The organism is Paenibacillus amylolyticus (genome assembly GCF_001570725.1).
In the GTDB taxonomy this organism is placed as follows: Bacteria; Bacillota; Bacilli; order Paenibacillales; family Paenibacillaceae; genus Paenibacillus; species Paenibacillus amylolyticus_A.
Map to the genome: position 1 here is coordinate 3,567,542 of NZ_BCNV01000001.1, position 25,333 is coordinate 3,592,874.

Consider the following 25,333-nt stretch of genomic DNA (forward strand, 5'->3'; position numbering starts at 1 on the left):
ATGTTATTTCTGTGCTTTATTTAATAGTGTTAACAAAGTGAATATAACATGATGAGCAACCTTTAGAACGTCAATGGAGACAGACGCCACCGCTGAAGCATCATTTAAATTAACCTGCAACGGGCGTGTAAGTACCCTTTGTACAACTCCCTCTGTAACTCCAAGATCTACACCTTTCTGTTCAAACTGGGCCGCTAATGAGCCATCTTGAATCATATAGAGCAGGTCCTGTTCGGCAGCAGCATCCATATCGCCAGTAAACAACATAGAAGTCCCAGCCATGTCTAGCAAAAAGACAACGGATTCATGATTTTGGTGTTCAGACACAGGCAAACTACCCGATACATTTACATCCACATGTGCCAGATCTGGAGCTATAAAATGTAGACTCGTCTCCTTATCAGCCTTATAGGACATGCCCTGCTGAATGGCGTATAGAGGAATTTTGCGTTCCATGGCTGTGTCCAGTAATTTATCAAAGTTTTCTTTACCACTGGTTGTGCCATTAAACATGAAACGTTTAACCGGAATCTGTTCCAGCACAGCCTGTAGTCCTCCGGCATGATCCTGATCGGCATGCGTTACAATGACAGCGTCCAGTTGATGGATGCCTCTCTTTTTCAATAAAGGAACAACCACCTTGGCTCCTACCTCATACGGATCACGCCTTGTTTTCCATGACTGTTCATTGTTCCCAAAGCTCACCGTTCCCCCACCATCCACCAAAATGTGTTTGCCTTCCGGGGTTGTAATCAATGTACTGTCCCCTTGCCCAATATCCAAAAACTGCACGATGCCAGCTCCAGCAGGCTTCGGAGTCTGGTATGCCCACCACAATCCAGCAATAAAGCTGAGCGCGAGCAACCCACACAACCATTGCTGAGCTTTACTCATTCGTTCATGTGCATAATATCCGGCACCTCGTGCGGTAAACGCACTTGTATACTCCGGCCAGGCAATACTGGCTCCTAATGTCGTTATACAAGTTTCTTTTTCACCTACACGGTTCTTACCTTGATCCTGTGCCACGCTAGACATCGAAGAGCGAATGCCCACATTTCCCATTGAAACTGGAGGTTGTCGCCTCACAAGAGGAGCCGTCTCCTCCTCAATAAACGCTGTTTCTCGCTGCTCCCCATTGCCACGATACAATAGGTAGAGTAAGGCATACAACACAGCATAGTATGCGGCAATCCATAACAGGGAAGGTGTCGCCCAGATCAGCACAAAACCTGGCAGGCTGTTCATCCACTCCACGCTTACAAATGTCAGTTGGTTCAGTTGAATCGCAATCCATGCCAGAGGTCTCGCCAAGGGAACCCATATGAATGACAATAGCATGGCGACCGTCCCAAGAGGCAGTACAATGGCACTGATCAAAGAAACCAGAAGAAAGTTAGCTACAAATGAGAGCAGTGAGAACTGGTTGAAATACAGAATGGTTACTGGGAACGAAATCAACTGAGCGGTCACCGTAACCGATGCTGTTGCGGCAAGAGATTTTGGCCAATTACTGAACAGTCGATTAATCAATGGCATATAGATCATCAAACCTGCGGTCACGAGAAAGGATAACTGAAAGCTGACGCTCAGCAAAAAGTACGGGTCCCACCACATCATCAGTAATGCTGCTGCACTAATCATCTGAAGGCCGTCTCTGGCGAGGCCACGACGTGCCATATACAACCCAATCATGGACATAATTCCTGCCCGAATCACTGAAGGTGAACCACCGGATAGCAGTACATAAGCTGGCACCAGGATCAGAACAATTGTGAGTGCCGTCTCTCTGGTAAGCCTTAACCAAGATAGAATGAGTAGCAGCGAAGCTACATATACAGCGACATGGGTTCCAGAGATTGCTAGAATATGCGTTAGACCCAGTTGTGAAAATTGACCATAGGTGCCTGGATCGATATCATTATCCATCCCGATAATAAGACCCTTCATATATCCTGCATGAGGTTCAGGAAATAACTGCTCAACCGCCGAACCCAACGTATGCCTCGTCCAATCCGTCCATCGTAGTACGTTAAATAGTCCAAGCCCTTCAGGGGGAGCTGCTGTAACTGAACTGGCTCCCTTCACTTTGAACAACCAGTGGATATGCAATGTTCGCAAATAACTCCGATAATCAAACCCGCCAAAGTTCCTGGCTTCACCAGGAAGGGCAAAAGAACCATTAAGCGTGATTGAATCGCCCCTCTTCCAACCTGCTGCTACTTGCTGTTCCTCTTCCTCCATAAGTCTGACTTGCACCATCAATTGTTCATCTATTTTGAATACAGATGATGCTGTCAGATCTGTATCTGCTGATGAATCCGATATGGGCAATATTGAAGACATCTGTATCTTAAAGTCTGCCCGATCTCCATCAATGCGTACATCTGACACAAGCTCACCCTGAATTTCGGCTGCCAAACCGTCCAACTCTCTAGCAGAAATATGAGTAGTCTCAGGCAGTCTGCTATGATTGCGTGCGTCATTCCATTCCCAATGTGCAGCACCTCCAATAAAGGCAGCGAGTAAAAATAAAATGGACCAACCACGTACATCTATGAAACGAAGTAGAAGTGGCAGGCACGCCAGCGCTCCAATCATTCCCCAGATCAATGTCCAGCCTGTTAAAGCACATGCCATCCCGCTACCGCATAACCAGCAAATCGTAAAGCTTAGCAAAGGTCTACCTTTCATTTATCCCGTCTCCTTCATTTCACCCGATGAACGCAGAAAAACCTCCGGAAAGCCAATTCAGGCTTGCCGGAGGTTCTCCCTCGCGTATTCGACCATATTCACATTAATTGCTCACAGTCATCATCGTTTCCCGCGGGGGCTGGTAATTCTCCAGTCTGCGGAACGTTATGCCCTTCTGTTGCATCATGTTGGTAACCTTACCGGTATCTTTAGGATAAGAACGATGAAAGACGATTTCTGTAATTCCACTATTCGCCAGCATATTTGCACATGTCCAGCAAGGTTCGTCGGTCACATACACAGATGAGCCTTCGCGGTCAATTCGGTCTGTGAATAAAAGCAAATTTTGCTCCGCATGGATTGTGCGAATGCAGCGTTGCTTTTTGACCATTTCTTCCCGACCATCGGTCACGACCAACTCATATTCTTCCGAAATCATGCAACCTGCTTCAGAACAATCCGGGACGCCGGTGGGTGCACCATTATAGGCTGTTCCCAGCAGTTTCTTTCCCTGAACAAGAACGGAACCCACGTGACGACGCGAACAGCGGGAACGGGTCGAGACCATATATGCAATGTCCATAAAATACGTGTCCCAGTCCTTGCGTACCTCTACTGTACTCATGCTGCTTTCCTCCCGCTCAACACAATTTTTATTTTAATATTACCGGATCTGCACATACGGTGCCATCTTCTCCAGCATCTTCATGCCGATTCCTTTGACCTTCGTCAGATCACTAACTTTCGCAAAAGGACCATGTGCATTCCGATAGTCCACAATGGCTTGAGCTTTCTTCTCCCCGATTCCGGGAAGCTCTATAAGCTTGGAGACAGGAGCGGTATTCACATCAATCTTGCCATTGTCGCCAGATTCTTCACGAACTACAGATGAATCACTGCTCGAACCTGTCTCCGAGGTAGCCGAAGAATTCAAATTCGTACCTTGCGCAACTGGTTCAATCGAATTTGAGGTGTCTGGTGGATTATCATTTGCATGACTTGTAGTTTGAACTCCCGAATCACCTTCAACTGAAGCGCTCGCAAGCTCTTTAGACTTATCTGCCTTTGCATCATTCCCAATCTGCAACTCACTTGCATCCGATCCAGAAGATGCTCCTGTATTGCCCTGAACCGAAGTAGCCGACAGTACAGCAGGGAGTTCCTGCTCTATCGTCGGCTTCTCGGTGCCGAGCTGCAAGGGTTCCCAGCCACTAGGTGGTTGTTCACTTTTGCCCGACCATAATATAAGTATACTTCCAACCACCGCAACAGCAATGGTCATTCCTTTATTCCATCTCATTCTTCCACACCTCTCCCTGAATTCAAAATTATTCATTTCGAACACGGGCGGTGCTTCCGAACCGTTGAACTTTTCCTGATGAAACAAGTTATGCATTTTTCATGTCATGTGAAACAGGTCCTCACGCATAGAATAGAGGGAATGAACTGCGCCAGTACCGTAAAGCATGAAAGGAGGCCTGAAACAATGAAGGTTGGATTTATCGGAACCGGCAGCATGGGCAGCCTGTTGATCTATGCCCTGATCCAATCGGGTGCACTCGAGCCCCGGCAGATCGCCGCCAGCAATCGAACCCCGTCCAAAGTACGTCAGTTATCCCTCCGTTACCCCGGTCTGCATGAATCCCAGAGCAATCGGGAAACGGTGATCCGAAGCAATATCATCTTCCTGTGCGTGAAGCCGCTTGAATTCAAACATGTCATTGACGACATCCTACCTGTCGTGAATCCCAATCATATAATTGTCTCGATCACCAGTCCCGTGCAGCTGCGACATCTGGAATCTTCACTTCCTTGCAAAGTCTCCAAGGTAATTCCCAGCGTCACACACCAAGTCGGCAGTGGAGCGTCCCTCTGCATACATGGCGAACGAATGACCAGTGAAGACCGCGCTGTGTTGGAAAGTCTGCTCAGTCATATAGGCAGGCCGTACCAGGTGGATGAAGCCTGTACAAGAATCACATCCGACTTCTCTAGCTGCGGACCTGCATTCATATCGTTCTTTTTGGAACAGTGGATCGAAAGCGCCGTGAAGCTGACAGGTATCAAAAGGGCAGATGCCTGTGCTCTGGCTGGCGAAATGCTTCTGGGAACAGGCAAGCTGCTCACCGAAGGAGGATACACGCCGCAAGAGCTTCAGGCTCGTGTCGCTGTACCTGGCGGTATTACCGCTCAGGCACTTGCACTGCTGAAGGTTAGTCTCGACGGTGTTTTCGACAGCCTGATCCACACGACACATGACAAATATGATGAAGATTTGTTAAAGCTGGATGAACTATTCCGAGCCGGTGAGATTAACCGGCAACAATATTAACGAGTTTGCCTGGAACGGCAATGACCTTGCGAATGGTCTTGCCTTCCAGCGCCTGCTTAACAGGTGCCAGCTCCATCGTAAAGTCCTGCATACCCTGTGCATCCAGATCCTTCGCGATCGTAGCACGGGTTACGATTTTACCGTTTACCTGAACAACGATTTCTACTTCCGCATCCACTGTCATGGACTCATCATATTCAGGCCAAGCCACGTAAGAGATGCCACCTTCATGACCCAAACGGCTCCACAGTTCCTCTGCCATATGCGGTGCCAGTGGTGACAACAACTGCACAAAGTTCTCCATCGCTTCACGAGGCAGTGTGTCGGCTTTGTATGCATCGTTGATGAAAATCATCAGCTGGCTGATAGATGTGTTGAAGCGCAGGTGTTCCAGATCTTCCGTAACTTTTTTGATCGTTTTGTGGGCAGTCCGTTTGAACTCATCCGTTCCACCGTCCACCGTAATCTTGTCATTGATGGCTCCTGTGTCTTCGTTAATGAAGAGACGCCATACACGTGACAGGAAGCGGTGCATGCCTTCAACCCCGTTTGCATTCCACGGTTTTGTCGCTTCCAATGGTCCCATGAACATCTCGTACAGACGCAATGTATCTGCACCAAATTCATTGACGATTTCATCGGGATTGATAACATTACCACGGGATTTACTCATTTTCTCATTATTCGTGCCCAGGATCATACCTTGGTTCACCAGTTTGTGGAAAGGTTCTTTGGTCTCCACAACACCCAGATCATACAGCACTTTATGCCAGAAACGAGCGTACAGCAAGTGAAGCACCGCGTGCTCTGCTCCACCAATGTACAGATCAACTGGCAGCCATTGCTGCTGTTTCTCCTTGGAGATCAGTTCCTTGTCATTGTGCGGATCGATAAAGCGCAGGTAATACCAGCAGCTACCCGCCCATTGTGGCATAGTGTTGGTCTCACGACGTGCCTTCATTCCCGTTTCCGGATCTACTGTATTTACCCAATCCGTAACATTCGCCAGTGGTGATTCTCCAGTACCCGAAGGTTTGATCTGGTCGATATCAGGCAACAGCAGTGGAAGTTGATCCTCCGGTACTGTTTTCATCGTTCCGTCTTCCAGATGCAGAATCGGGATTGGTTCACCCCAGTAACGCTGACGGCTGAACAGCCAATCGCGCAGACGATAGGTCACTTTCCCTTGTCCTTTGCCGTTCTCTTCCAACCAAGCAATCATCTTGGCAACCGCTTCTTCATTGTTCAATCCGTTGAGGAAATCGGAATTCACATGCGCGCCATCACCCGAGTACGCCTCTTGTGTAACGTCCCCACCTTGAATAACCTCGATGATATCCAGACCGAACTGCTTCGCAAATTCCCAGTCACGTGCATCATGACCCGGAACAGCCATAACCGCACCTGTACCGTAACCTGCAAGAACGTAATCAGCAATCCAGATCGGCAGTTTCGCGCCATTAACGGGATTGATTGCATAAGCGCCGGTGAATACACCTGTTTTGTCTTTAGCCAAATCTGTACGTTCCAGATCACTCTTACGAGAAGCCTGCTCCTGATAAGCCTGAATCGCTTCACGTTGGTCATCGGTTGTAATCGCTTCTACCAACTCATGTTCCGGAGCAAGTACTGCAAAGCTCGCACCGAACAGTGTGTCCGCACGGGTAGTGAACACCTTGATGACTTCCTCGCGACCCTCAATGGCAAAAACAACTTCTGCCCCTGTGGATTTACCAATCCAGTTACGCTGCATATCCTTGATGCTTTCAGACCAATCCAGCTCTTCCAGGTCTTCCAACAGGCGCTCTGCATACTCGGTAATTTTCAGGACCCACTGGCGCATCGGTTTACGTACAACCGGATGTCCACCGCGTTCACTTTTGCCATCAATAACCTCTTCATTAGCCAGTACCGTTCCAAGGGCTTCACACCAGTTAACTGCGACTTCATCCACATAAGCCAAGCCTTTATTGTACAGTTGGATAAAGATCCATTGCGTCCATTTATAGTATCCAGGGTCCGTTGTGCTGATCTCACGATCCCAGTCATAAGAGAACCCGAGCGATTTGATCTGGCGACGGAAATTGTCAATATTGCGGAATGTAATATGCCGTGGATGTTCACCTGTATCCAGTGCATGCTGCTCAGCAGGCAGGCCGAAAGCGTCCCAACCCATTGGGTGCAATACATTGTAACCGCGCATACGTTTATAACGAGAAATTATATCCGTTGCCGTATATCCTTCCGGGTGGCCTACGTGCAGACCTGAACCGGATGGGTAAGGGAACATATCCAGTGCATAAAATTTTGGCTTAACTGGGTCCTCACCCGTTTTAAACGTTTTGTTTGCATCCCAGTATTGCTGCCAACTTTTTTCCATGACTTGTGGCTGATAGCCGTGTTTCGGCTGGTTATTCTCACTCATCTATTGTTCCTCCTTCAGGTTATTCGCTTTATCTTTAATTGCAACAAAAAAACCTCAGCATCCCGTAGCGTTTGCAGCGCTAGGGACGAGAGGTTGAATTCCCGTGGTACCACCCTAGTTAGCGGACGAACGTGCTTCGTCATCCACTCCCTTTGGACCTGTAACGGCGGTTAACCGATGCGGATTTCCATCCTGAACCCAAGCTTTATACAAGCAGGTTAAACAGAATGGTGTAATCACCGCATTTCTCCAAGGCGAGTTCGCAAATCACTGTCAACCGGCTTGCACCAACCGCCGGCTCTCTGTTATGTACAGGAATTACTACTGATCCTTATCATCGAAATATGTATACAATATCGGGAACATTATATAAAAAAGCAAGCCCAAAGTCAATATTACACGTTATAATTGCCATCTTGAAGTCTAAGGTTCGTACCGTTCATAACGCTGGTTGCTGTTCAGGATAACCGAAAACGCTCAATGCCTTCCTCCAGATTATGAATGGTCCAATTCACATGTTCCTGATTATCATATTGGCGATAAGCGCACTCTATGCGCAGCACCAGATCAAAGTACAAGTCATACAGACTTCTTCTTTTCAGCTCACTTTCAGTTGTAATCGCATGCCCATACCCTTTCACAAAACCGGGAGTATAGTTAAAATGACTGAAATAATGCTCCATCAGAGGATCTGCCCACAGTGAACGTTCAAAATCAATCATCGCTGTGATGCGACCTTTGTCTACTAGAACATTGCCATCCCACAGATCCCAACTGACAAGCACAGGTTCTTTGACATCGTTCAGCACATTCGATTTTTCTTCAATCAAACGTCTCAATTCAGGGTAATCGATCGAAAATGTAATTCCGGCTTCTTCACCATCGGTAAGAATGTCATCCATCAAATTCATAAATGCTTCTTTCCATGTGGAATATCGCTGTTTTTGCTCCGAGAAATATCCAAACTTCTCACCCTTGATTTCATTAATTCGACGATTGTACCGGCCCAGCTGGTGTTCAATGGCTTCCTGCTCTTCCGCAGAATATTGATCCTTAACCTGATTATAGGGTGTTCCAGACATATACTCCATGATAAAATAACGCGCTGAAGCCATAGTTAACGAATCATCATAAGCCAGCACTTGGGGTACGGGAACATCCTGTAGCTCCGTGATGAGGCGTAGTGCCTCAACTTCGGCAATCATGAGATCCTGTTCACAGCGCATCAGATTTGTCGAAGCCGACGGTGCAATTTTGAGTACCACCCGCTGTGCGTCACTTAGGGTAATGAGATATGCATGATTGGCCCAGCCATCCACCATTTCCTTATAGTCCAGTATACTTGCAGAGAAATGCTGCTCTATTATGACATTCAGTTGTTCTGACGTAAGTCTTGTTTTATATGTACTTTCCATTTCTACACCTCACATTGACAATTGATTTATTTTCTTAGAAAACGCTTTCTATCCGACTATTATCGCCTCCTTTACTTTAACTGGCAATACTTTTTGTCACGTCGATAAATCTTTTCTTGCATCCCTTTACCCTATTTAAGAATATTGCTATTCATTCTCCATGGAAAATCAAACAAAAAAACTGTCCTTATGCACCATACATAAGGACAGTTCTCATTATACGCTCTTACTTCACAGCAACGTAAAACAAGCGCTGTGCGCTGTCTTCGGCCTCTTTCCATTCAAAATCCGCATATACCTTCACGTCTCTAAAGCCTGCCTTGGACAACTCCAGCTTCATCCAGTCCGGGTCATACGCACGCTGAACATGAACTTCTTCAAAGCGCTGGTACATATCCTTGCTACCATCTTCCACACGCGAAAAGATACTGAGATGATGCTCGATCTCACAGCGATCCTGGTCCAGATCACAAGTCCAAATATAAGATACGGAGCGCTCATCCAGTACAAAAGGCTGCTCTTCATCATAACGAATAAGGGTATTGGGATGATGCACATCAAACAGGAACGTTCCACCAGGCTTCAGCATCTCGTATGTCCGCTGGAATGTTCGAATGACATCTTCTTGTTCAAGCAGATAATTGACGCAATCACAGAAAGATATCACCGAATCCACAGGTTCCGGAACTCGCCATTCCCGCATATCCTGCTGCACCCAACGGACACTGCCCTCGCGGTACAAGCGATGACCCTGAGGCGTAGCCTCCATCTTGCTGCGCGCAACCGACAGCATATCTGATGAGAGGTCAATGCCTGTAACTTCAAAACCGGAGTTTACGAGCGGGATCGTAATAGAGCCCGTCCCACAGCCAAGTTCAGCGACACTTTTGGGCATTCCATGCTGTTCCCATGCTGTTCTTGCAAACCTTATCCAGTCCGGATAAGGCATATCTTCCATTAATTCATCATAGACGTAGGCAAATTTCCGGTAAGACATGTCAGGCACCGCACTTTCAATTTCATTTTCCAATCCTGCTAACAAAAGAAAAAGCAGGGGCATCCGGTGTTTACCCAGCCTATCCCTGCCTTATCCGAGTTTCATATTACGAAATATTCAATCAAGAAAATTACTTGTTTTCACTTTGATCCGCAGGAGCAGTTTCGGACAGATACGTCCAGCTTTCCTTTTGAACCACCAATCCGTCTTTCATCAATTTGCCCAAGGCACGCTTGAAAGCAGACTTACTGATGCCAAAGCGCTGCTTGATGATATCAGGCGGAGTTGCATCCGAGTAAGGCATGCCGCCCATAGGACGCTCTTTCATAAAGGCGAGCAGCTTGTCTGCATCTTCGTTACGTCCAACTTGTTTGAGTTGAGTCATGGCCAGATTCACACGTCCGTCTTCACGTACCAGTGTCACCCGACATTTCACTTTCTCACCAAGGCGCAGCATATGACTACGTTCAGATGAATGAATCATCCCAATCGCGCCAAAGCCCAGTACACCGCCCTCTACAAGTACAAAAGTACCCATCTGCAGTGGCTTATATACCGTCGCTTCAACCCACTCGTTTAACCATGAAGTTGGCGCATGGAAAGCCAAGGGTGAAAGCTCACGTTCCCCGGCCAATTTGGCACGCAGACGTCCCTGCTTGTCATGTTCCATGATTACAAAGACTTCATCCCCCACTTGAGGACGCAATTCTTCCAATTCAGGCAATTCACGAATAGGGAGCAGCAATTGCCGTCCAAGTCCCATTTCCAGGAAACAGCCCAGTCGTGGGTGAACATCAGCCACAACCAGTCGTGCCATTTCGCCAAGCATGAGATAAGGTTTTTTCATCGTTACGGCCAGACGATCTTCGGTATCAAAGAATACAAATACCTCAAGCGTTTCACCAATCTTAATATCCCGCGTTAACTCGGTGTAGTGAAGCAGTACATCTTCCGATCCTGTCGTCAAAAAGAAACCAAACGGAGACACTTCACGTGAAACCGGCAAAGAGACGACTGTTCCAGCAATCAAACTCATACAGTTTCCACCACTTTGGCGTCAGACCATAGACGTTCAATGTTGTAGTATTCACGCTCGTCGCGGTGGAAGATATGAACAACAACATCGCCCATGTCCATCAGTACCCAACGTGCGGAATCCATACCTTCGATACCTTTGATCGTCGCTCCGGCTGCATGAGCCTGTTTGCGAATTTCAGTGGCTATGGCCTGTACCTGTGTATCGGAATTCCCGTGACAAATAACAAAATAATCTGCCACCAGGGAAACATTAATCAGATCCAATGCTACAATATTGGATGCCTTTTTGTCGTCAGCGGCAGCAACCGCCATATTCATAAGTTCTTTCGATGATACTGTCATGAACCAACCTCCATAATCTATAATTGTGCAATTAAGTCATTCCGCGACAGCATAGTCAAAGGATAAATGACACGTCGTTGCGAAATCAGCAAGCTGATCGTCGAATCGAATCCGGCAATTAAACCTTCCTCCAGACTACGTTCAGCCTGTTCGCGAATATGATCCACTCCCGGGAAATCTCGTCCCGGTTCAATGTAATCGGCAAGACATACCACTTTGTCCAGCAAGCTCATGCCTACCCGACCCGAGGTATGCCACCGGATGGCATGAATAACTTCGGAATCCGTTACACCGTAATCACGCTTGGCTACAAAAGCACCGACTTCGGAATGCCAGAGCTGCTTGTCATGCTGCAGAAGTTCCTGGTTTAATCCGTTATCACGGATGACCGCTTCCATCTCCGCTACGGGCCAGTACTTCGCCACATCATGCAATATCGCTGCCAGATCTGCTTTCACAGGATCAGCACCATATTTTTTAGCCAACATCACAGACGATTCCATCACGCCCAGTGTATGCTTCCAGCGTTTTTCCGGCATTTGACCAGATACGGCTTGAATCAGTTCCTCACGGCTTAGTGCCATATAAACCGCTCCTTACAATGTATTGGTGCACCTCATCAGGAATCATGAAGCGTACCGACTGTCCTTTGGCAAGACGTCTGCGTACGGCTGTCGATGAAATATCCACCAAGGGCATCTCGGCTAATAGGACCCGATCCTGTAACTCGTCTGGTAGATCATCCAGATGTAACTGGAAGCCCGGCCGACCAACCCCAATAAAGGTTAAGCGTTCGGCAAGTTCTTCAATCTGCTCCCATTTGGGAAGATAGTTCACCATATCCGCCCCGATAATGAAATAAAATTCATGTTCAGGATGGCGACGCCACAGTTCCTTCATCGTATCGATTGTATAAGACACTCCGCCCAGTTCCATCTCGATGCCCAGCACCTCATATTGCTGTACACCCTTCACTGCCGCTTCCGTCATGTCGAGACGTTGCTGTCCCGAAGCTCCGGCGCCACGTTTGTGAGGTGGAACATGGGAGGGCATGAACCAGATTTCATCCAGTGCATGTGAATCCCTTGCCGCCTCTGCTGCCAGGAGGTGCCCCATGTGGATCGGATCAAACGTACCACCCATGATGCCGATCTTCACCTGCGTCACGCTCCCTTATCTAGGTAGTTCGATTTGTTTGTTATCGCGCGATTCTTTGTACAGGATGATTGTGTTACCGATGAGTTGTACAAGCTCACTTCCCGTTTCACGGGCAACTTCTTCTGCCATCTCTTTTCTGTCCTCGTCATTGTTGTTCAACACTTGCACTTTCATCAATTCGCGCTTCTCAATCGCATCTTCGATGTGACGGAACAGGTGTTCATTCGTTCCACCTTTACCAATCTGAAATACAGGGGTCAGGTGATGTGCCTGTGACCGCAAAAAGCGCTTTTGTTTACCGTTTAACATGAATACTCCATACTCCTTATGTTGAGCAGGCCCTGATTGACAGTTCAAAGACTGTCCAGGCCTGACCGTTCAATTATTATTTTCACACTTCAAAACTGTTTAGTACAGCTCGTCTCATCGTCTCCACTGGAGCCGGAATACCGAGCCAATGTTCAAAGGCCACTGCACCCTGGTATACAAACATACCCAGACCACCGTGTACCGTGCACCCGCGTAACCGCGACTCCCGGAGCAGACGGGTTTCCAGCGGATTGTAGATCAGATCACTCACCGCTGCGCCTTCACGGATCAGTGTGGGATCAACCGGTGCTTCATCAACATGTGGGTGCATGCCTGCAGCCGTTGTGTTAATAACGATATCAGCCGTAGCCAGTACCGTTGCAGCGTCTTCTATGCCACTACCCGAGATCTCTCCCAAGCCATGGGCACGTAAATCCGAAGCGAGTACAATAGCTCTGTCCGCTGTACGGTTCAGAATGTGGATGCGTTCAGGCTTCTCCAATGCAAGTGCATATATGACACCTCTCGCTGCTCCACCTGCGCCCAAGACAGCAATACGTTTACCCGCAAGCTCCGGCACAGCCTCTTCCTTCAGAGATCGGACATAACCAATACCATCCGTATTGTACCCTGTCAGTGTTCCACCTTCATTGACGATGGTATTCACCGCACCAATGAGGCGAGCACTTTCATCGATCACATCCAGATACTGCATTACCTGCTCTTTGTGCGGGATGGTGACATTGACACCACGATAGCCCAGTGCCACAATTCCCCGAACTGCCGCTTCCAGTTGATCTGGATGAACATGCAGTGGCATATACATTCCATTCACTCCTGCAGCCTGCAGAGCCGCATTGTGCATTGCCGGCGACTTGGAGTGAGCAATAGGATCACCCATGACACCAAGCAACACGGGAAGTGAAGAGTTGAAATTTTTCTGCTCAGACATAGGTCCGCCTCCGATCCATCTGATGTAGAGGTTCTGATAATACTAGATCAAGGATGGGCGGATCTGTACGCGAATGCCTTTTGGAGCATGAACAGCAACCAGTGCGCCAATATCGCCATTTACCTTAATCCAGCCCAGACCCGAGATGAATACATCCGATTGACTGCCGCGTTTGATGCGGAATTCATGTCTGGTCCATTCAGCCATCTCTGCTGCATCCTCACGGGTTGGCGGAGACAACAATTCTCCCAGGTGGTCGCGGTACAGATCATCTGCACGCTCCAGCTTCGTCCGGTGAATATCAAGCGCAGTGCTGATAAAACAAGTGAACGACTGACGATCACCTTCAACAAAGTCGAATCGAGCCATGCCGCCAAAGAACAGCGTCTGACCGGAATTCAACTGATACACAGCCGGTTTAAGCGGTTTTTCCGGCATGATGGCAGCGAGATCTTTACGTGAAACAATCTCGCTGAAACGCCATGGATACACGATTCCAGGCGTATCAATGATATATTTTCCATCATCCAGCGGAATGTTTACCATATCCAGCGTCGTTCCCGGATAACGGGACGTGGTCAGTTCCTGCTCCAGATCGCTGTAATCACGGATCAGACGGTTAATCAGTGTGGATTTACCCACATTGGTACCGCCAACCACGTACACGTCACGATCTTCGCGATACGTTCCCACGAGCTCAAGCAGTCGGTCGAAGCCCTGATTTTGCTTGGCACTGCACAAGACTACATCCACTGTGCGCAAACCTTGTTCCTTGGCTTGCTTTTGTACCCAGTTTCGAACCTTGTTCCAGTTGGTTACCTTCGGAAGCAAGTCCGTTTTGTTCACAGCAAGCAATACTGGATTGTTGCCTACAAAACGCTGCAGACCGGAGATAATACTGCCATCAAAGTCAAACAAATCAACGATATGGATGACAAGTGCATCCTTATCCCCGATTTTGCTAAGCAGCGCCAGGAATTCGTCCTGATCCACCGTAACGGATGATGACTCATTGTAGTTTTTGATACGGAAACAGCGCTGGCATATAACCGGTTCACGATCCAGTGCCTTCTCGGGAATAAACCCTGGTAATTCCGAATTTTCTGTTTGCAGATGCACGCCGCATCCGCTGCACCTTACGGCAAGATTGCCGTTATGCGGTTCTGTCATTTCTTCTTTTCCTCCTCAAGCCATAAGCCTTTCCTGCGTAAACTCGTTAGAGCAATCCGTTCCACGCGCCGATTGAAGCGGGTCATAAAGCCTTCGTCTCCTATGGAGATTGGCAGTACCAGAACGGTATATAGCCCCATTCGGTTCCCTCCATAGACGTCCGTAAGCATCTGATCGCCTACTACAATCGTTTTTTCAGGAGATAACTCCATCATTTTCATTGCTCTACGAAACGGTACATTCGATGGTTTGCGTGCACTATGCACAAACTGGATATCCAGCGGGGTCGCAAACAGGGATACACGATTCAAATTGTTATTGGACACAATCATTAGCTTGAAACCTGCCTCTTTCACACGTGCAAACCATTCAATCAGTTCGGGCGTAGCATCAGGGGCTTTGGCTCCAACGAGTGTGTTATCCAGATCAGTTATAATTCCACGGTAGCCTTGAGCGTACAGCTCTTCCAGATTAATGTCAAAAACCGTGTCTACACGCAGCTTGGGCATTAACATTTTAAACAAAGAAGTCACCTCAGTTTCATACGACACACTATATCACAAATCCGTCTTTCCTGAAAATGCATACAGCGCCTGATGGCATAGGAAAAAAGGAAAAACGGGACGGGCAACAACTATGCCCGTTCCGCTTTCAGTTCCTTCCGCAGCTTCAAGGCGGTCTGATAGACACCCTTCCAGTCGTCGGCAGTTACGGACGCCGGACTGTAGCGAGTCTGTTCAAACTTCGTAAGAAGCTCATGCAATGTCGCTTCTGCAGCCGGTTTGGCCTGGCTCCATCGAGTTACCGATTCACGAAGTGTTTCGTCTCCGCTCCGGGTCAGTCCTTTGCGTTTCACATACTGAATCCAACGCTCGGTCTCTGCCACTACCTTCTGTTCAGGGGTGAGCGGTCCACCTGTCCGTAGACGAAGCAGGAAGAATCGCATGGAGAAACGATTACGCCAGAACATGTATGCCACCCACAATACGATGATGGCTCCTGCAGCCCAGATAACAAAAGTCGGGATGGCAGACGTTGTCTGCTCAGGTGCAGGTGTCTGCTCTTCCTCTTGTACCGGCTCCTCTTCTGGCTGTTCTTCAGGCTCATCTACAGGCTGTACATCAGGCTGTTCCGTGAGCAGCGGCATATCAAAGCCCGGCGTTGCTTCAACGGGAATCCATCCATACTCACCAAAGTAAACCTCTGCCCAAGAGTGTGCATCTGCATTGGTAACGGTGTAGGTCGTCTCAATCTCCGCGCCAGGTTGACGCGGAGCCTGCATGTCCGAATTCAGGGACAGTTGTCCAGGCGCATAACCTTTAACCCACCTTGCAGGAATGCCCTCCGAGCGCGCCATCATCACCAGCGCAGTGGAGAAGTAGTCACAGTAGCCCTCCATAATATCGAACAGGAAGCCTTCCACAAAGTCGCTGCTTACTTTTCGAGATAAATCCGGATTGTTCGTGTATTCAAAATTAGTTTGTAAATAGTTTTGCAGTAATGCCACTTTTTCATACGGGGTATTCGCAGATGCCGTTATCTCGGCTGCCAGATTCGACACCCGGTCAGGGAAACGGGATGGTAACTGCAAGTACATATCATCTGCCGGATTACTGTTATACAGATCTTCAAAAGACTTCGTACGAAGTTCATCTTCCACAATCACAGGGGCTTCAGATACGATGGTGTATGTCTTGGGATACTGTGGTTGCTGACGGTCTGTCACCACATGCAGTTCAGCCTGTTCGGCATTCCACAGCATACGTTCCGTTCTGTCCTCACCGTTAATTGAACTCACTTCCGAGATCGAATAAGCACCAAACAGAATCGGATAGACATTGTCATTCAGCATCGTTACGTTCTGAGTCACTTGTTTGGTGTTCACGTTACCAGATTCATCATTCTCCAAAGGCTGTCCTGCTTCAACATTCTCTGTCGCACCGCGTCCACGGTCGTCCCAACCTGTGCCTGTGTACTCCGCACGTGTCTCACCGCGCCAGTAACTGCGCTCATTGGTCGTGACAGACATGACAGGGGTATAGTCGAAGTTGAATCCTCCACCAAGCTGATTGTCTTCCCTGCTGTATCCCGATTCAGTAGCCGCCGGAATATCGAGGTTACCGTTTCCAGCCTGACTAGTGGACGTTCCGGTAAAGTTACGCCAAGCCGTATATGGGTCCGTCAAGGTGGGTGGAATCTCCGGCATATTGACACTGGCTACAATAATCAAAGAAAAGATAATGGCAATATTGGCCAGGATTTTATAAGGATACCGGATAATTCGTTTCCATCCTTGTGGATACTGTAGCTGATAATTACGGAAATGCTGACATACAAGCCATCCCATGCCCGCGAACATCACCCAAGCGATTTCGATCCAGAGTGGAATCTGGGTAAACGAATCGAGAATCCCCATCGAAATGATGTTAACACCCAGAAAAACAAGAATTCGACGTGTTGTGGTCACGAGGCGCAGAGCAGCTTCAAGCATTACCCAAGCACACAAGGAGAACCAGATGTACGGCGTCATGTGCAATATAAACTGCTCCGCCCGGTCCGTTAAAGAACCATAAGGGATGTATACCGTGTAATCAATTAGCGTTTTATGCAAAATGTAAACAACGACAACCGCCTTGATGATCGTCCGATACACCGTTTTGAAGGGCAGAATGACCTCCAGCACACTGACTGCTGCAAGTGTCCATAACACCAGAGAAGTTGTCTCCGTATACCACGATTCCTGCGTAAACGATATCCACTGCATTCCAATCAGGAAAATCCAGAGCAATGAAGCTGCATGATACCAGGATCGTTTGCCTGTAACACTTTGATTTCCTTTTGTACTCATACAGAACCTCCCCCCATCACCGTTGGAAGCTCCTGCAAGTGAGAAACTGTGAATGACCGCGTGCCTCTTCCACGCAACATGGCATTCCACTCCGCACTCCGGCGGGATTCACTGGTATCGATCAGAATATGACATGGAGTCATGCCCCGCGTATCGGCCCAGCGCAACAGTTCCATTATTTTTTCATCCTTCTGGGGAGAAATCACAACAAAATAAGCTCCCTGGGGCAGCTGACGCGCTATTCTTTCCACCCCAGGCAACAGATGGGCATCCTGCCCGTTATATTGAATATCCACCAGATGATGCATCATCTTCTGTCGTTCCAGCAGACTTTCACTGGGGGCCATGAAGGATGTCTCCTCAGACAAAGTCAATAATCCCATCCCCATCCGTTCCCTGGCACCATACTCCAGCAGAGAAGCAGCCGTGGACACGGCAATTTCGAATGCTTCCCCATGTTCATAACTTGCTGCCAGCGCATCGAGAACCAGAATGGTTTTCGGTACAGACTCATGCTCGAACTCCTTGGATTTCCAGTTCCCCGTCTTCGCCGTTGCATTCCAGTGAATACGGGAAAGTCGATCTCCGTATACATAGTCACGTACACCATTGATCTGGGTCGTCTCTCTCCTTGAACGAGTTAGCGCCGTCTGAGGACCGGATAACCGTGATTTGCGGTCGTAGAGCTGCCAATATGGAATAAATACCGTTCTTGGCAGTACTCGAAACTCGCCTTTGGCCTTAAAATTTCCGCGATGTTCAATCAGTCCAAATATGTCCTCACTGGCACATTCTGTTTCCGAAAAAACATACTTGCCCCGCTCAAGTGGCGGTGTCTGGAAAGACAGCTCGCCATTTCCTCGCATATTGGGAATCAAACTTTCTTTGAACGACCAGGATTCTCCGTTATGCCGGTGCAGCATTTCACGTACAACCACATAGGGAAGCGGGAGGAATCCCGGAATAGTCAGACTCAGCTGTACTTGAACCTGGTCACCTGCATGCAGCAGTTCTTCGTGATCCGGACCTGAGGATAGCTTGCGCACTCCCTGAGCACGTCTTACTCCGCTAAATCCAGCAATGGCAAGGTACACACAGAGCAGGGTTACCATCGACAGCAACATGAGTGATGTCTTCCCGCCCTGAAACAAAACATAAGCCAGACAGCACATCCACACCATTGCGATGCTCCATACGCGTGGGTGGCGCAGCCCTCTATTGACTGTACTCAAAAGCGGCTTCATAAACTATTGCCCCATGGAGACGGGCACGCGTACCTGCTGGAGTACGGCATTCAAAACGGCCTCGGAACTCATACTGTCCAGTCTCGATTCGGGACGAAGCACAATCCGATGAGAGATCACATAAGGGGCCATCGTCTTCACATCATCCGGAAGCACATAATCACGTTCCTGCAAGAAAGCAAAAGCTTTTACGGCCATCATGAAGGATATGGCTGCCCGTGGGCTGGCACCCAGCAAAACAGATGGGTGGGAGCGGGTTTGACGAACAACGTCCAGCAGATAGTCCATGACCGGATCACCGATAAAGACTTCCTTAATCTCCTGCTGGATTGCCGAGATTTGGTCCATATGGGTTACCGATTCAAGACGATCTACAGGCTGACCCAGCTGATGTGTCTTGAGCAGCGTTTTCTCAATCTCCTTATCGGGATAACCGAGACTTATTTTCAACATAAACCGGTCGAGTTGTGCTTCCGGCAATGTATACGTACCTTCAAAATCAATCGGATTCTGAGTTGCACAGAGCATGAACGGATGTGGCAGATCATACGTATCCCCATCAACGGTTACGCTGCGCTCCTCCATGACTTCGAGCAGAGCCGACTGCGTTTTCGTTGTTGCCCGGTTAATCTCGTCAGCGAGCAAAATGTTGGTCATCACGGGACCTGGACGGAAATAAAAGCGCTCATCCTTCGGATGAAACACGGATACGCCCGTAATATCACTTGGTAAAATATCAGGATTACATTGAATGCGTCGGTACTCTCCGCGCATGGATTTCGATAATGCCTTAATCAACTGCGTTTTGCCAGTTCCCGGTACGTCTTCAATCAGAACGTGCCCGCCTGCAAGCAAAGCTGTAAGTAAAAGTTGAATTTCAAAGGATTTCCCCATAATGCAGGATTCCAGATTCGAACGAACTGCGGATATGATTTGGATCGACTCTTTGCGCACAGGCATGTGGTCTAACCTCCTAAAAAAGCATACAGATTTCCTTTTATTGTACATGATCCACGGGCCTGAGTACACTCGAAGGAACTCACAATTTGTTTCCAGCCGTCAGATTCACCGCAGTTCACGCATGAATACGACAAAAAAGGCCCGGATACAAGTTATCCGAAGCCTTTGCTGAATCGCCTTATGTTCAAGTAGATATTCCATTCTATGTCAGCCTTTTGGCCTAACCACCAATGCGGCGAGAAATGAAAAGATGATCGCTGACGAAATCCCTGCCGCGGTCAGATCGAATATTCCCGTAATGACACCAAGCCATCCCTCTTTCTCCAGTTCCGTCAATGCTCCGTGTACCAAGGAATTACCGAAACTTGTGATGGGGATTGAAGCACCTGCACCTGCAAATTTAACCAAGGGGTCGTACAGGCCAAATGCATCCGCAAGCGCACCTGCCACAACAAGTGTGCTCATCGTATGTGCCGGAGTCAATTTGACACCATCCATCAGAAGCTGCCCCACAACACAGATCAAACCGCCAACGATAAATGCCCACAAGAACTGCATGACCTTTATCCCTCCTTTTCTATGGCTACCGCATGAGCAATACAGGGAATACTTTCACCCTGCTGGTACGAAATTGGAGACAGCAGTGCCCCGGTAGCAACGACGAGCACTCGCTTAAGATCACCCTTCTGCATTCGATTCAAAATGTGACCATAGGTTACCGTGGCAGAGCACCCGCATCCACTTCCCCCGGCAACAACATAAGGCTGTTTCTCCCGATCATAGATCATCAGGCCGCAGTCATTAAAAACCGTTTGTTCCATAGGAATGCCTTCTTTTTGCAAAAGCTCTTTGGTAATTGGCAGACCGACGGAAGCCAGATCCCCGGTAACAATGAGATCATAATAACTAGGCTCCAATCCAGTATCCCTAAAATGGGAAATCAGGGTGTCGGCTGCTGCCGGTGCCATCGCTGAACCCATGTTAAAGGGATCTTTGATGCCCAAATCCATAATGCGTCCAATGGTCGCTTTGGTAACTACAGGACCATCACCGGTACGAGAAACTACACCACACCCTGCACCTGTAACGGTATATTGCGCATAAGGCGGCTTCTGGGAGCCATACTCGGTCGGATAACGAAATTGTTTCTCGACCGTACAGTTATGGCTGACTGTTCCTGCAAGGACATAATCGCCAGCTCCCGAGTCAACAATCATGGACGCTAGCGCTAACGTTTCCATCGAAGTAGAACAGGCTCCAAACACACCCAGGTAAGGTACACCCAATTTTCGCGCTGAGAAGGAACTGCTAATAATCTGGTTCATCAGATCTCCACCGACAAAAAAGTGAAGCTCTTCCTTGGTGATATTGGCATTAACCAAAGCCAACTGGGAGGCCTGTTCCAGCAGTTTGCGTTCTCCCTTTTCCCACGTCTTCTCGCCGATCTCAAGATTGTCATAGACGTAATCAAAATCAGATGACAAGGGACCCTTGCCCTCATCAGGTCCTACAACTGCCGCTTTACCGATAATTCGTGGACGATTCTCAAACTGCCACGTTTGGCGACCCAATCGCTTCATAGATGTCCACCTCCGAATCCCAGAAAGGCGTAAACGATGCCTACAACAAATGCTGCCACGACACCGAACACGATCACGGAACCCGCAAGTTTAAACATGTTGGCCCCCACACCAAGCACAAGTCCTTCAGCACGATGTTCCAATGCAGCAGAGCACATGGAATTGGCAAATCCGGTAACCGGCACAGCCGTTCCTGCTCCTGCCCATTGAGCCATTTTATCGTAAACACCGAGACAAGTTAGAATAACCGATATGAGAATCATCACCGCCACTGTAGGACTGGAAGCCTCCTTCGATGTCATGTCGAAACCGGCCATAAAAGCCTCTTGAATGGCCTGTCCAATCAAGCAGACGGTTCCACCAACCAGAAATGCCTTGAGGCAGTTCTTCAGGATTGGACGAGGCGGCTCATGTTTTTTGGCGACTTTCTTGTACTCCTTTTCATCCATGGACAGGGACGATGTTTTTTTTTCGCTTCCGGATGCAGATTGAGCTGGCAAGATACAAGACCTCCTCTATGTGAAAATGGATCAAAGCTACGGCTGAATGCCAATGGGTGTAATCCTCTATTCATTGTTTGTTAATGATCGGAAGGTTATGTATCCGGCGACAGACAGCATATGTTTCCAACAGGGACATGCCGTGGAAGCAGGATTGGATTACGCCGGACTGAACACTTATTTAGTTAGTTCTATAAATAAAGAAGAACGATCACGAGCAAGATAAAAAGAACAATAAACAGTACTTTTTCCGTGCCCTCTTCTGGAGGCTTCATCTGATATTCTGGCTCCTTCCTGTTGCAGACAAGCGAATATTAAACATGAAGACCTTCAAAAAATGATGACATCTTCTCCATATATTCATATTCATTGCAGTGGCATCAGGACTGCGACTACAGCGGATAGAATCTTGAAATTCGGACATGATCCGAGCCCAAAACATGCCTTAAATACGTGACATAAACATGGACAATCACTAACGCAAGGTTCATACTGTAATGTGACCAGTGGTTAAATAACAAGTCCTCAGCATATTAAAGTGCATGTTCAAAAAAGATAAAAGACTTTTTGAACTACATCTTAAAGGACAACAGGCGGGTAGCCGTTCTACTATGACCTGAACTACATACCAACAGAGGAGTTGTTGACACATGAATGAAAAAACGATGGATATGTTCCGTACATTAACGGAGTTTCCTTCCGCATCCGGTTTTGAACGTGAGCTTCGCGGATGGATGAAAGAGCAACTTTCCGCTTATACCGAGGAATTCGTACAGGATCGCCTGGGAAGTCTTTTTGGTGTATTGCGCGGGGAGGAATCCGGCCCTAAAGTTATGGTAGCCGGACACTTTGACGAAGTAGGTTTCATGACTACGGGCATTACCGAAACAGGCATGATTAAGTTCCGTCCACTGGGTGGATGGTGGAGTCAGGCTGTACTATCTCAACGACTGGAAATCATCACACCTGATCGCCGGATTACAGGAGTTGTAGGCTCTACACCTACACACTTGCTGGACGAGTCCCAACGGAGCAAACCTGTTGACCTGAACACCATGTATCTTGATATTGGGGCCGACAACCGTGCGGAAGCAGAATCTTGGGGCATCCACCCAGGTATGCAAATCGTTCCGATCTGTGAATTCACACCTATGGCCAATCCGAAGAAAATTATGGCTAAAGCGTGGGATAATCGTTACGGCGTAGGGCTTGCACTTGAACTGGTTGAAGCACTGCACAAGGAAAAACTACCCAATACACTCTATGCTGGTGCAACAGTACAGGAAGAACTGGGGCTTCGTGGTGCACGTACGGCGGCCAATCTGATTCAGCCGGATATCTTCTTTGCACTCGATTGTAGCGCGGCGAATGATATGACAGGTGACAAGCAGTCCTTTGGACATATTGGACAAGGGGCATTACTGCGTATTTTTGACCCAGGTATGTTCACCCATCGCGGAATGGTGGAGTACGTGCAAGACACGGCTTCGTCCAATCAGATCAAAATGCAGTATTTCATCTCACCAGGCGGCACCGATGCAGGTCAAGTTCACCTGAGTGGAATTGGTGTACCATCAACGGTGATTGGGATCTGTGCCCGTTATATTCACACCTCTTCTTCCATCATTCATACAGACGATTACGATGCAGCCAAAGAACTGATCGTGAAGCTGGTGAAGGGTCTGGATCGGACAACAATGAATACCATAATTAATAACGCGTAACAGCTGAGAAGAGACCTCCTAACTATATCGGGAGGCCTCTTTTTTATATCCACAACTATGTTAGTTGAACTCATTTATACAGAAAGGTTATTCTGTCATCGGAGTAGCACGTGTAAATATTCTTTAGTTCAACGTACGTAGATTAATAGGCCGAACATTATAGGAAATTACACATAAGATACAATAACGGAAGATGAATTAAACACCAAGCAGCGGGGGACCTGTTATGGCAGTGGGAAGGAACGGAAAATCGAATAAGGGTTCCAAAAAAACAAATGCCGCAAACACCCTTCTCAATGGCAACCTTAAAGGAAGAAATCTGGAACTTATCGTTGCAGCATTACTGGTAAGCGGGAAGTTAAGAGTGGATGCGGTCACGTTGTTTCGAGAAGCTACACTGGTCGTTGAATTGGTCGGACAATATAAAACGCTCCAAAATGTTACCCCGTCAAATCAAGATAAACTGGTGCAATTCCTTGATGAGATCGGTGGCGATATGACGTTGAATGACGTTATACGGGCTTTTCAACAGAGAATCAATTCCTAAACGCCAAGAAATGAGGTTAAAGTGATGTCTGACTTTGACGGAAATGGGTTCGCTGAGCTGTTAATCATTGTCATTCTCGTTGTTTTATTTGTATTCGGTTCTTCCGATATTGACGATCTTACTGATGCACCTTCACAATCCTAAATGGTCGCACGGATATTACAATCCATTGCACTACGAACTGTATACCTGTTGTAAACGCCAGTCCACAGTTTAGTGGATTGGCGTTTTTGGATGACTAGAGAAATAACGGTGAGAAAGCAATCCAGGCCAAAATAAGGGTAAGCACTATGCAGACATTCTCCACAACGGCTCCACGCTTGGTTCCTGTACTCATCAGATTGGCCCGTATGCGCCACTTGAGTGGTGGTAACGGGCGAATCCCCCGATTGGTTAGTGAATCAGCCAACAAGTGCATGGCATATGCCGTACCTCCCGCTACCCAGATCTCCGGTCCCTGCTGCTGAGTCGTGCTGTAAAGCAAGCCAGCCCATATTGCGGTTCCATACAATGTGTGTGTCAACCCCCTGTGGGTTAGCGTGGTACAGAGCATTAACAAGCTGCCTGTAATCAGATTCCATGGTGCGAACGCGTGACCATAGAATACCAGCCCGAGTCCAATGGCAAACATCAGCACTTTGCGGAGTGAACGGGAAGGCAGGAATGACACGAGCGCAATGAGGATCGCAAGCAACAGGTTCCAAGGTTTGGCATGTACATAAAAGTACACGAAGACAGCTGTAGGCAACAGAATCGTCTGTAACAACCTGATCAGGCTGTTAGGTAACGCTCTCGATACCAGCAGCGAATTCGGCTCATCGATGTCAGGCAATAACGAACCAATCAGAGCAACCGTAACTGCCGGTGCTGTCACCGGCATACCAGCTAACTGCAGAACAGATAGCGATACGCCTGTCCCGATAATCAGGTGGGATCTTCCCATCATGATGCAAAAACTTCCTTTCGAAGAAATAGGGAACATATACGGCCCAGTTCCGATTTTACAACGAAAACAAAATAAGAACAATAGTTCGCATTTCTTATTTGCATGAAAATAAATATAACTTTCTGTGACCGGGCTCACACTATTAAATTTAT

24 protein-coding genes and 1 other annotated feature are annotated in these 25,333 nt (G+C 47.9%); of the genes, 3 read left to right on the forward strand and 21 right to left on the reverse strand.

Annotated features, from left to right (window positions below; genetic code table 11):
* Positions 1 to 3 precede the first annotated feature (3 nt).
* From PAHA3_RS15820 to PAHA3_RS15830, 3 genes are all read right to left on the reverse strand, one after another.
* Positions 4 to 2,694 (reverse strand): ComEC/Rec2 family competence protein, encoded by a 2,691-nt coding sequence (locus PAHA3_RS15820; RefSeq protein ID WP_062835556.1) that lies wholly within the window; start codon positions 2,692 to 2,694, stop codon positions 4 to 6.
* Between the two features lie 103 nt (positions 2,695 to 2,797).
* Positions 2,798 to 3,319 (reverse strand): deoxycytidylate deaminase, encoded by a 522-nt coding sequence (locus PAHA3_RS15825; RefSeq protein ID WP_062835557.1) that lies wholly within the window; start codon positions 3,317 to 3,319, stop codon positions 2,798 to 2,800.
* Positions 3,320 to 3,358: 39 nt separating this feature from the next.
* Complete coding sequence (locus PAHA3_RS15830) at positions 3,359 to 3,994, reverse strand: ComEA family DNA-binding protein (RefSeq protein WP_062835558.1); 636 nt, start codon at positions 3,992 to 3,994, stop codon at positions 3,359 to 3,361.
* A 186-nt stretch (positions 3,995 to 4,180) separates the two neighbouring features.
* On the opposite strand from PAHA3_RS15830, the gene comER reads away from it, so the two are divergent.
* On the forward strand, positions 4,181 to 5,026 hold the full coding sequence (gene comER / locus PAHA3_RS15835) for a late competence protein ComER (RefSeq protein ID WP_036615122.1): 846 nt from the start codon (positions 4,181 to 4,183) through the stop codon (positions 5,024 to 5,026).
* Here the strand turns inward: comER and leuS are convergent.
* From leuS to spoVAC, 17 genes are all read right to left on the reverse strand, one after another.
* Positions 5,007 to 7,451 (reverse strand): leucine--tRNA ligase, encoded by a 2,445-nt coding sequence (leuS, locus tag PAHA3_RS15840; RefSeq protein ID WP_062835559.1) that lies wholly within the window; start codon positions 7,449 to 7,451, stop codon positions 5,007 to 5,009. The two genes, comER and leuS, sit on opposite strands and share 20 nt — an antisense overlap.
* Positions 7,452 to 7,529: 78 nt before the next feature.
* Positions 7,530 to 7,798 (reverse strand) — a binding site (T-box leader).
* 111 nt (positions 7,799 to 7,909) lie between these two features.
* A complete protein-coding gene (locus PAHA3_RS15845; RefSeq protein WP_062835560.1) occupies positions 7,910 to 8,866 on the reverse strand; it encodes a phosphotransferase family protein in 957 nt (318 codons plus the stop codon).
* A gap of 226 nt (positions 8,867 to 9,092) precedes the next feature.
* Positions 9,093 to 9,863 carry a class I SAM-dependent DNA methyltransferase gene (locus PAHA3_RS15850; protein WP_062836131.1) on the reverse strand — a complete coding sequence of 257 codons (771 nt, stop codon included), beginning with the start codon at positions 9,861 to 9,863 and terminating at the stop codon, positions 9,093 to 9,095.
* A gap of 130 nt (positions 9,864 to 9,993) precedes the next feature.
* The gene (locus PAHA3_RS15855) at positions 9,994 to 10,899 is read right to left on the reverse strand and encodes a CvfB family protein (RefSeq protein ID WP_062835561.1); all 906 of its coding nucleotides are present in this window, start codon (positions 10,897 to 10,899) and stop codon (positions 9,994 to 9,996) included.
* Positions 10,896 to 11,243 (reverse strand): ribosome silencing factor, encoded by a 348-nt coding sequence (gene rsfS / locus PAHA3_RS15860; protein WP_036615136.1) that lies wholly within the window; start codon positions 11,241 to 11,243, stop codon positions 10,896 to 10,898. The genes PAHA3_RS15855 and rsfS overlap by 4 nt, the downstream gene beginning before the upstream one ends.
* A 17-nt stretch (positions 11,244 to 11,260) precedes the next feature.
* Positions 11,261 to 11,827: a bis(5'-nucleosyl)-tetraphosphatase (symmetrical) YqeK gene (yqeK, locus tag PAHA3_RS15865; RefSeq protein ID WP_062835562.1), complete on the reverse strand. Its 567-nt coding sequence runs from the start codon at positions 11,825 to 11,827 to the stop codon at positions 11,261 to 11,263.
* Positions 11,811 to 12,401: a nicotinate-nucleotide adenylyltransferase gene (locus PAHA3_RS15870; protein ID WP_062835563.1), complete on the reverse strand. Its 591-nt coding sequence runs from the start codon at positions 12,399 to 12,401 to the stop codon at positions 11,811 to 11,813. The genes yqeK and PAHA3_RS15870 overlap by 17 nt, the downstream gene beginning before the upstream one ends.
* Before the next feature lie 15 nt (positions 12,402 to 12,416).
* On the reverse strand, positions 12,417 to 12,710 hold the full coding sequence (yhbY, locus tag PAHA3_RS15875) for a ribosome assembly RNA-binding protein YhbY (protein WP_017687186.1): 294 nt from the start codon (positions 12,708 to 12,710) through the stop codon (positions 12,417 to 12,419).
* An 82-nt stretch (positions 12,711 to 12,792) separates the two neighbouring features.
* Positions 12,793 to 13,662, reverse strand: coding sequence for a shikimate dehydrogenase (gene aroE, locus PAHA3_RS15880; RefSeq protein ID WP_062835564.1), 870 nt, complete (start codon positions 13,660 to 13,662; stop codon positions 12,793 to 12,795).
* Between the two features lie 42 nt (positions 13,663 to 13,704).
* Positions 13,705 to 14,832 (reverse strand): ribosome biogenesis GTPase YqeH, encoded by a 1,128-nt coding sequence (yqeH, locus tag PAHA3_RS15885; protein ID WP_017687184.1) that lies wholly within the window; start codon positions 14,830 to 14,832, stop codon positions 13,705 to 13,707.
* Positions 14,829 to 15,356, reverse strand: coding sequence for a YqeG family HAD IIIA-type phosphatase (locus tag PAHA3_RS15890; protein WP_062835565.1), 528 nt, complete (start codon positions 15,354 to 15,356; stop codon positions 14,829 to 14,831). Before PAHA3_RS15890 ends, yqeH begins: the two co-directional genes overlap by 4 nt.
* A 110-nt stretch (positions 15,357 to 15,466) precedes the next feature.
* Positions 15,467 to 17,680 carry a DUF4129 domain-containing transglutaminase family protein gene (locus PAHA3_RS15895; protein ID WP_062835566.1) on the reverse strand — a complete coding sequence of 738 codons (2,214 nt, stop codon included), beginning with the start codon at positions 17,678 to 17,680 and terminating at the stop codon, positions 15,467 to 15,469.
* The gene (locus tag PAHA3_RS15900; RefSeq protein WP_153028219.1) at positions 17,677 to 18,924 is read right to left on the reverse strand and encodes a DUF58 domain-containing protein; all 1,248 of its coding nucleotides are present in this window, start codon (positions 18,922 to 18,924) and stop codon (positions 17,677 to 17,679) included. The genes PAHA3_RS15895 and PAHA3_RS15900 overlap by 4 nt, the downstream gene beginning before the upstream one ends.
* 3 nt (positions 18,925 to 18,927) lie before the next feature.
* The gene (locus PAHA3_RS15905; protein WP_062835567.1) at positions 18,928 to 19,884 is read right to left on the reverse strand and encodes an AAA family ATPase; all 957 of its coding nucleotides are present in this window, start codon (positions 19,882 to 19,884) and stop codon (positions 18,928 to 18,930) included.
* A 207-nt stretch (positions 19,885 to 20,091) separates the two neighbouring features.
* Positions 20,092 to 20,442 (reverse strand): stage V sporulation protein AE, encoded by a 351-nt coding sequence (spoVAE, locus tag PAHA3_RS15910; protein WP_062835568.1) that lies wholly within the window; start codon positions 20,440 to 20,442, stop codon positions 20,092 to 20,094.
* A 5-nt stretch (positions 20,443 to 20,447) separates the two neighbouring features.
* Entirely contained in the window at positions 20,448 to 21,464 is a 1,017-nt protein-coding gene (gene spoVAD, locus PAHA3_RS15915; protein ID WP_062835569.1) for a stage V sporulation protein AD, read from the reverse strand.
* A complete protein-coding gene (spoVAC, locus tag PAHA3_RS15920) occupies positions 21,461 to 21,964 on the reverse strand; it encodes a stage V sporulation protein AC (protein WP_371327916.1) in 504 nt (167 codons plus the stop codon). The genes spoVAD and spoVAC overlap by 4 nt, the downstream gene beginning before the upstream one ends.
* A gap of 650 nt (positions 21,965 to 22,614) precedes the next feature.
* Between spoVAC and PAHA3_RS15925 the strand changes: the two genes are divergently transcribed.
* A complete protein-coding gene (locus PAHA3_RS15925; protein ID WP_062835570.1) occupies positions 22,615 to 23,688 on the forward strand; it encodes a M42 family metallopeptidase in 1,074 nt (357 codons plus the stop codon).
* A 226-nt stretch (positions 23,689 to 23,914) separates the two neighbouring features.
* Positions 23,915 to 24,235 (forward strand): hypothetical protein, encoded by a 321-nt coding sequence (locus PAHA3_RS15930; protein ID WP_062835571.1) that lies wholly within the window; start codon positions 23,915 to 23,917, stop codon positions 24,233 to 24,235.
* A 238-nt stretch (positions 24,236 to 24,473) separates the two neighbouring features.
* On the opposite strand, the gene PAHA3_RS15935 is transcribed toward PAHA3_RS15930, so the two are convergent.
* Positions 24,474 to 25,181: a metal-dependent hydrolase gene (locus PAHA3_RS15935; RefSeq protein ID WP_062835572.1), complete on the reverse strand. Its 708-nt coding sequence runs from the start codon at positions 25,179 to 25,181 to the stop codon at positions 24,474 to 24,476.
* Positions 25,182 to 25,333: the final 152 nt, after the last annotated feature.

What these genes read in the sequence shown, in the direction of transcription:
- PAHA3_RS15820 (WP_062835556.1), bottom strand. Translation starts at nt 2,694, where the DNA reads ATGAAAGGTAGACCTTTGCTAAGCTTTACGATTTGCTGGTTATGCGGT.
- PAHA3_RS15825 (WP_062835557.1), bottom strand. Translation starts at nt 3,319, where the DNA reads ATGAGTACAGTAGAGGTACGCAAGGACTGGGACACGTATTTTATGGAC.
- PAHA3_RS15830 (WP_062835558.1), bottom strand. Translation starts at nt 3,994, where the DNA reads ATGAGATGGAATAAAGGAATGACCATTGCTGTTGCGGTGGTTGGAAGT.
- comER (WP_036615122.1), top strand. Translation starts at nt 4,181, where the DNA reads ATGAAGGTTGGATTTATCGGAACCGGCAGCATGGGCAGCCTGTTGATC.
- leuS (WP_062835559.1), bottom strand. Translation starts at nt 7,451, where the DNA reads ATGAGTGAGAATAACCAGCCGAAACACGGCTATCAGCCACAAGTCATG.
- PAHA3_RS15845 (WP_062835560.1), bottom strand. Translation starts at nt 8,866, where the DNA reads ATGGAAAGTACATATAAAACAAGACTTACGTCAGAACAACTGAATGTC.
- PAHA3_RS15850 (WP_062836131.1), bottom strand. Translation starts at nt 9,863, where the DNA reads ATGTCTTACCGGAAATTTGCCTACGTCTATGATGAATTAATGGAAGAT.
- PAHA3_RS15855 (WP_062835561.1), bottom strand. Translation starts at nt 10,899, where the DNA reads ATGAGTTTGATTGCTGGAACAGTCGTCTCTTTGCCGGTTTCACGTGAA.
- rsfS (WP_036615136.1), bottom strand. Translation starts at nt 11,243, where the DNA reads ATGACAGTATCATCGAAAGAACTTATGAATATGGCGGTTGCTGCCGCT.
- yqeK (WP_062835562.1), bottom strand. Translation starts at nt 11,827, where the DNA reads ATGGCACTAAGCCGTGAGGAACTGATTCAAGCCGTATCTGGTCAAATG.
- yhbY (WP_017687186.1), bottom strand. Translation starts at nt 12,710, where the DNA reads ATGTTAAACGGTAAACAAAAGCGCTTTTTGCGGTCACAGGCACATCAC.
- aroE (WP_062835564.1), bottom strand. Translation starts at nt 13,662, where the DNA reads ATGTCTGAGCAGAAAAATTTCAACTCTTCACTTCCCGTGTTGCTTGGT.
- yqeH (WP_017687184.1), bottom strand. Translation starts at nt 14,832, where the DNA reads ATGACAGAACCGCATAACGGCAATCTTGCCGTAAGGTGCAGCGGATGC.
- PAHA3_RS15895 (WP_062835566.1), bottom strand. Translation starts at nt 17,680, where the DNA reads ATGAGTACAAAAGGAAATCAAAGTGTTACAGGCAAACGATCCTGGTAT.
- PAHA3_RS15900 (WP_153028219.1), bottom strand. Translation starts at nt 18,924, where the DNA reads ATGAAGCCGCTTTTGAGTACAGTCAATAGAGGGCTGCGCCACCCACGC.
- PAHA3_RS15905 (WP_062835567.1), bottom strand. Translation starts at nt 19,884, where the DNA reads ATGCCTGTGCGCAAAGAGTCGATCCAAATCATATCCGCAGTTCGTTCG.
- spoVAE (WP_062835568.1), bottom strand. Translation starts at nt 20,442, where the DNA reads ATGCAGTTCTTGTGGGCATTTATCGTTGGCGGTTTGATCTGTGTTGTG.
- spoVAD (WP_062835569.1), bottom strand. Translation starts at nt 21,464, where the DNA reads ATGAAGCGATTGGGTCGCCAAACGTGGCAGTTTGAGAATCGTCCACGA.
- PAHA3_RS15925 (WP_062835570.1), top strand. Translation starts at nt 22,615, where the DNA reads ATGAATGAAAAAACGATGGATATGTTCCGTACATTAACGGAGTTTCCT.
- PAHA3_RS15930 (WP_062835571.1), top strand. Translation starts at nt 23,915, where the DNA reads ATGGCAGTGGGAAGGAACGGAAAATCGAATAAGGGTTCCAAAAAAACA.
- PAHA3_RS15935 (WP_062835572.1), bottom strand. Translation starts at nt 25,181, where the DNA reads ATGATGGGAAGATCCCACCTGATTATCGGGACAGGCGTATCGCTATCT.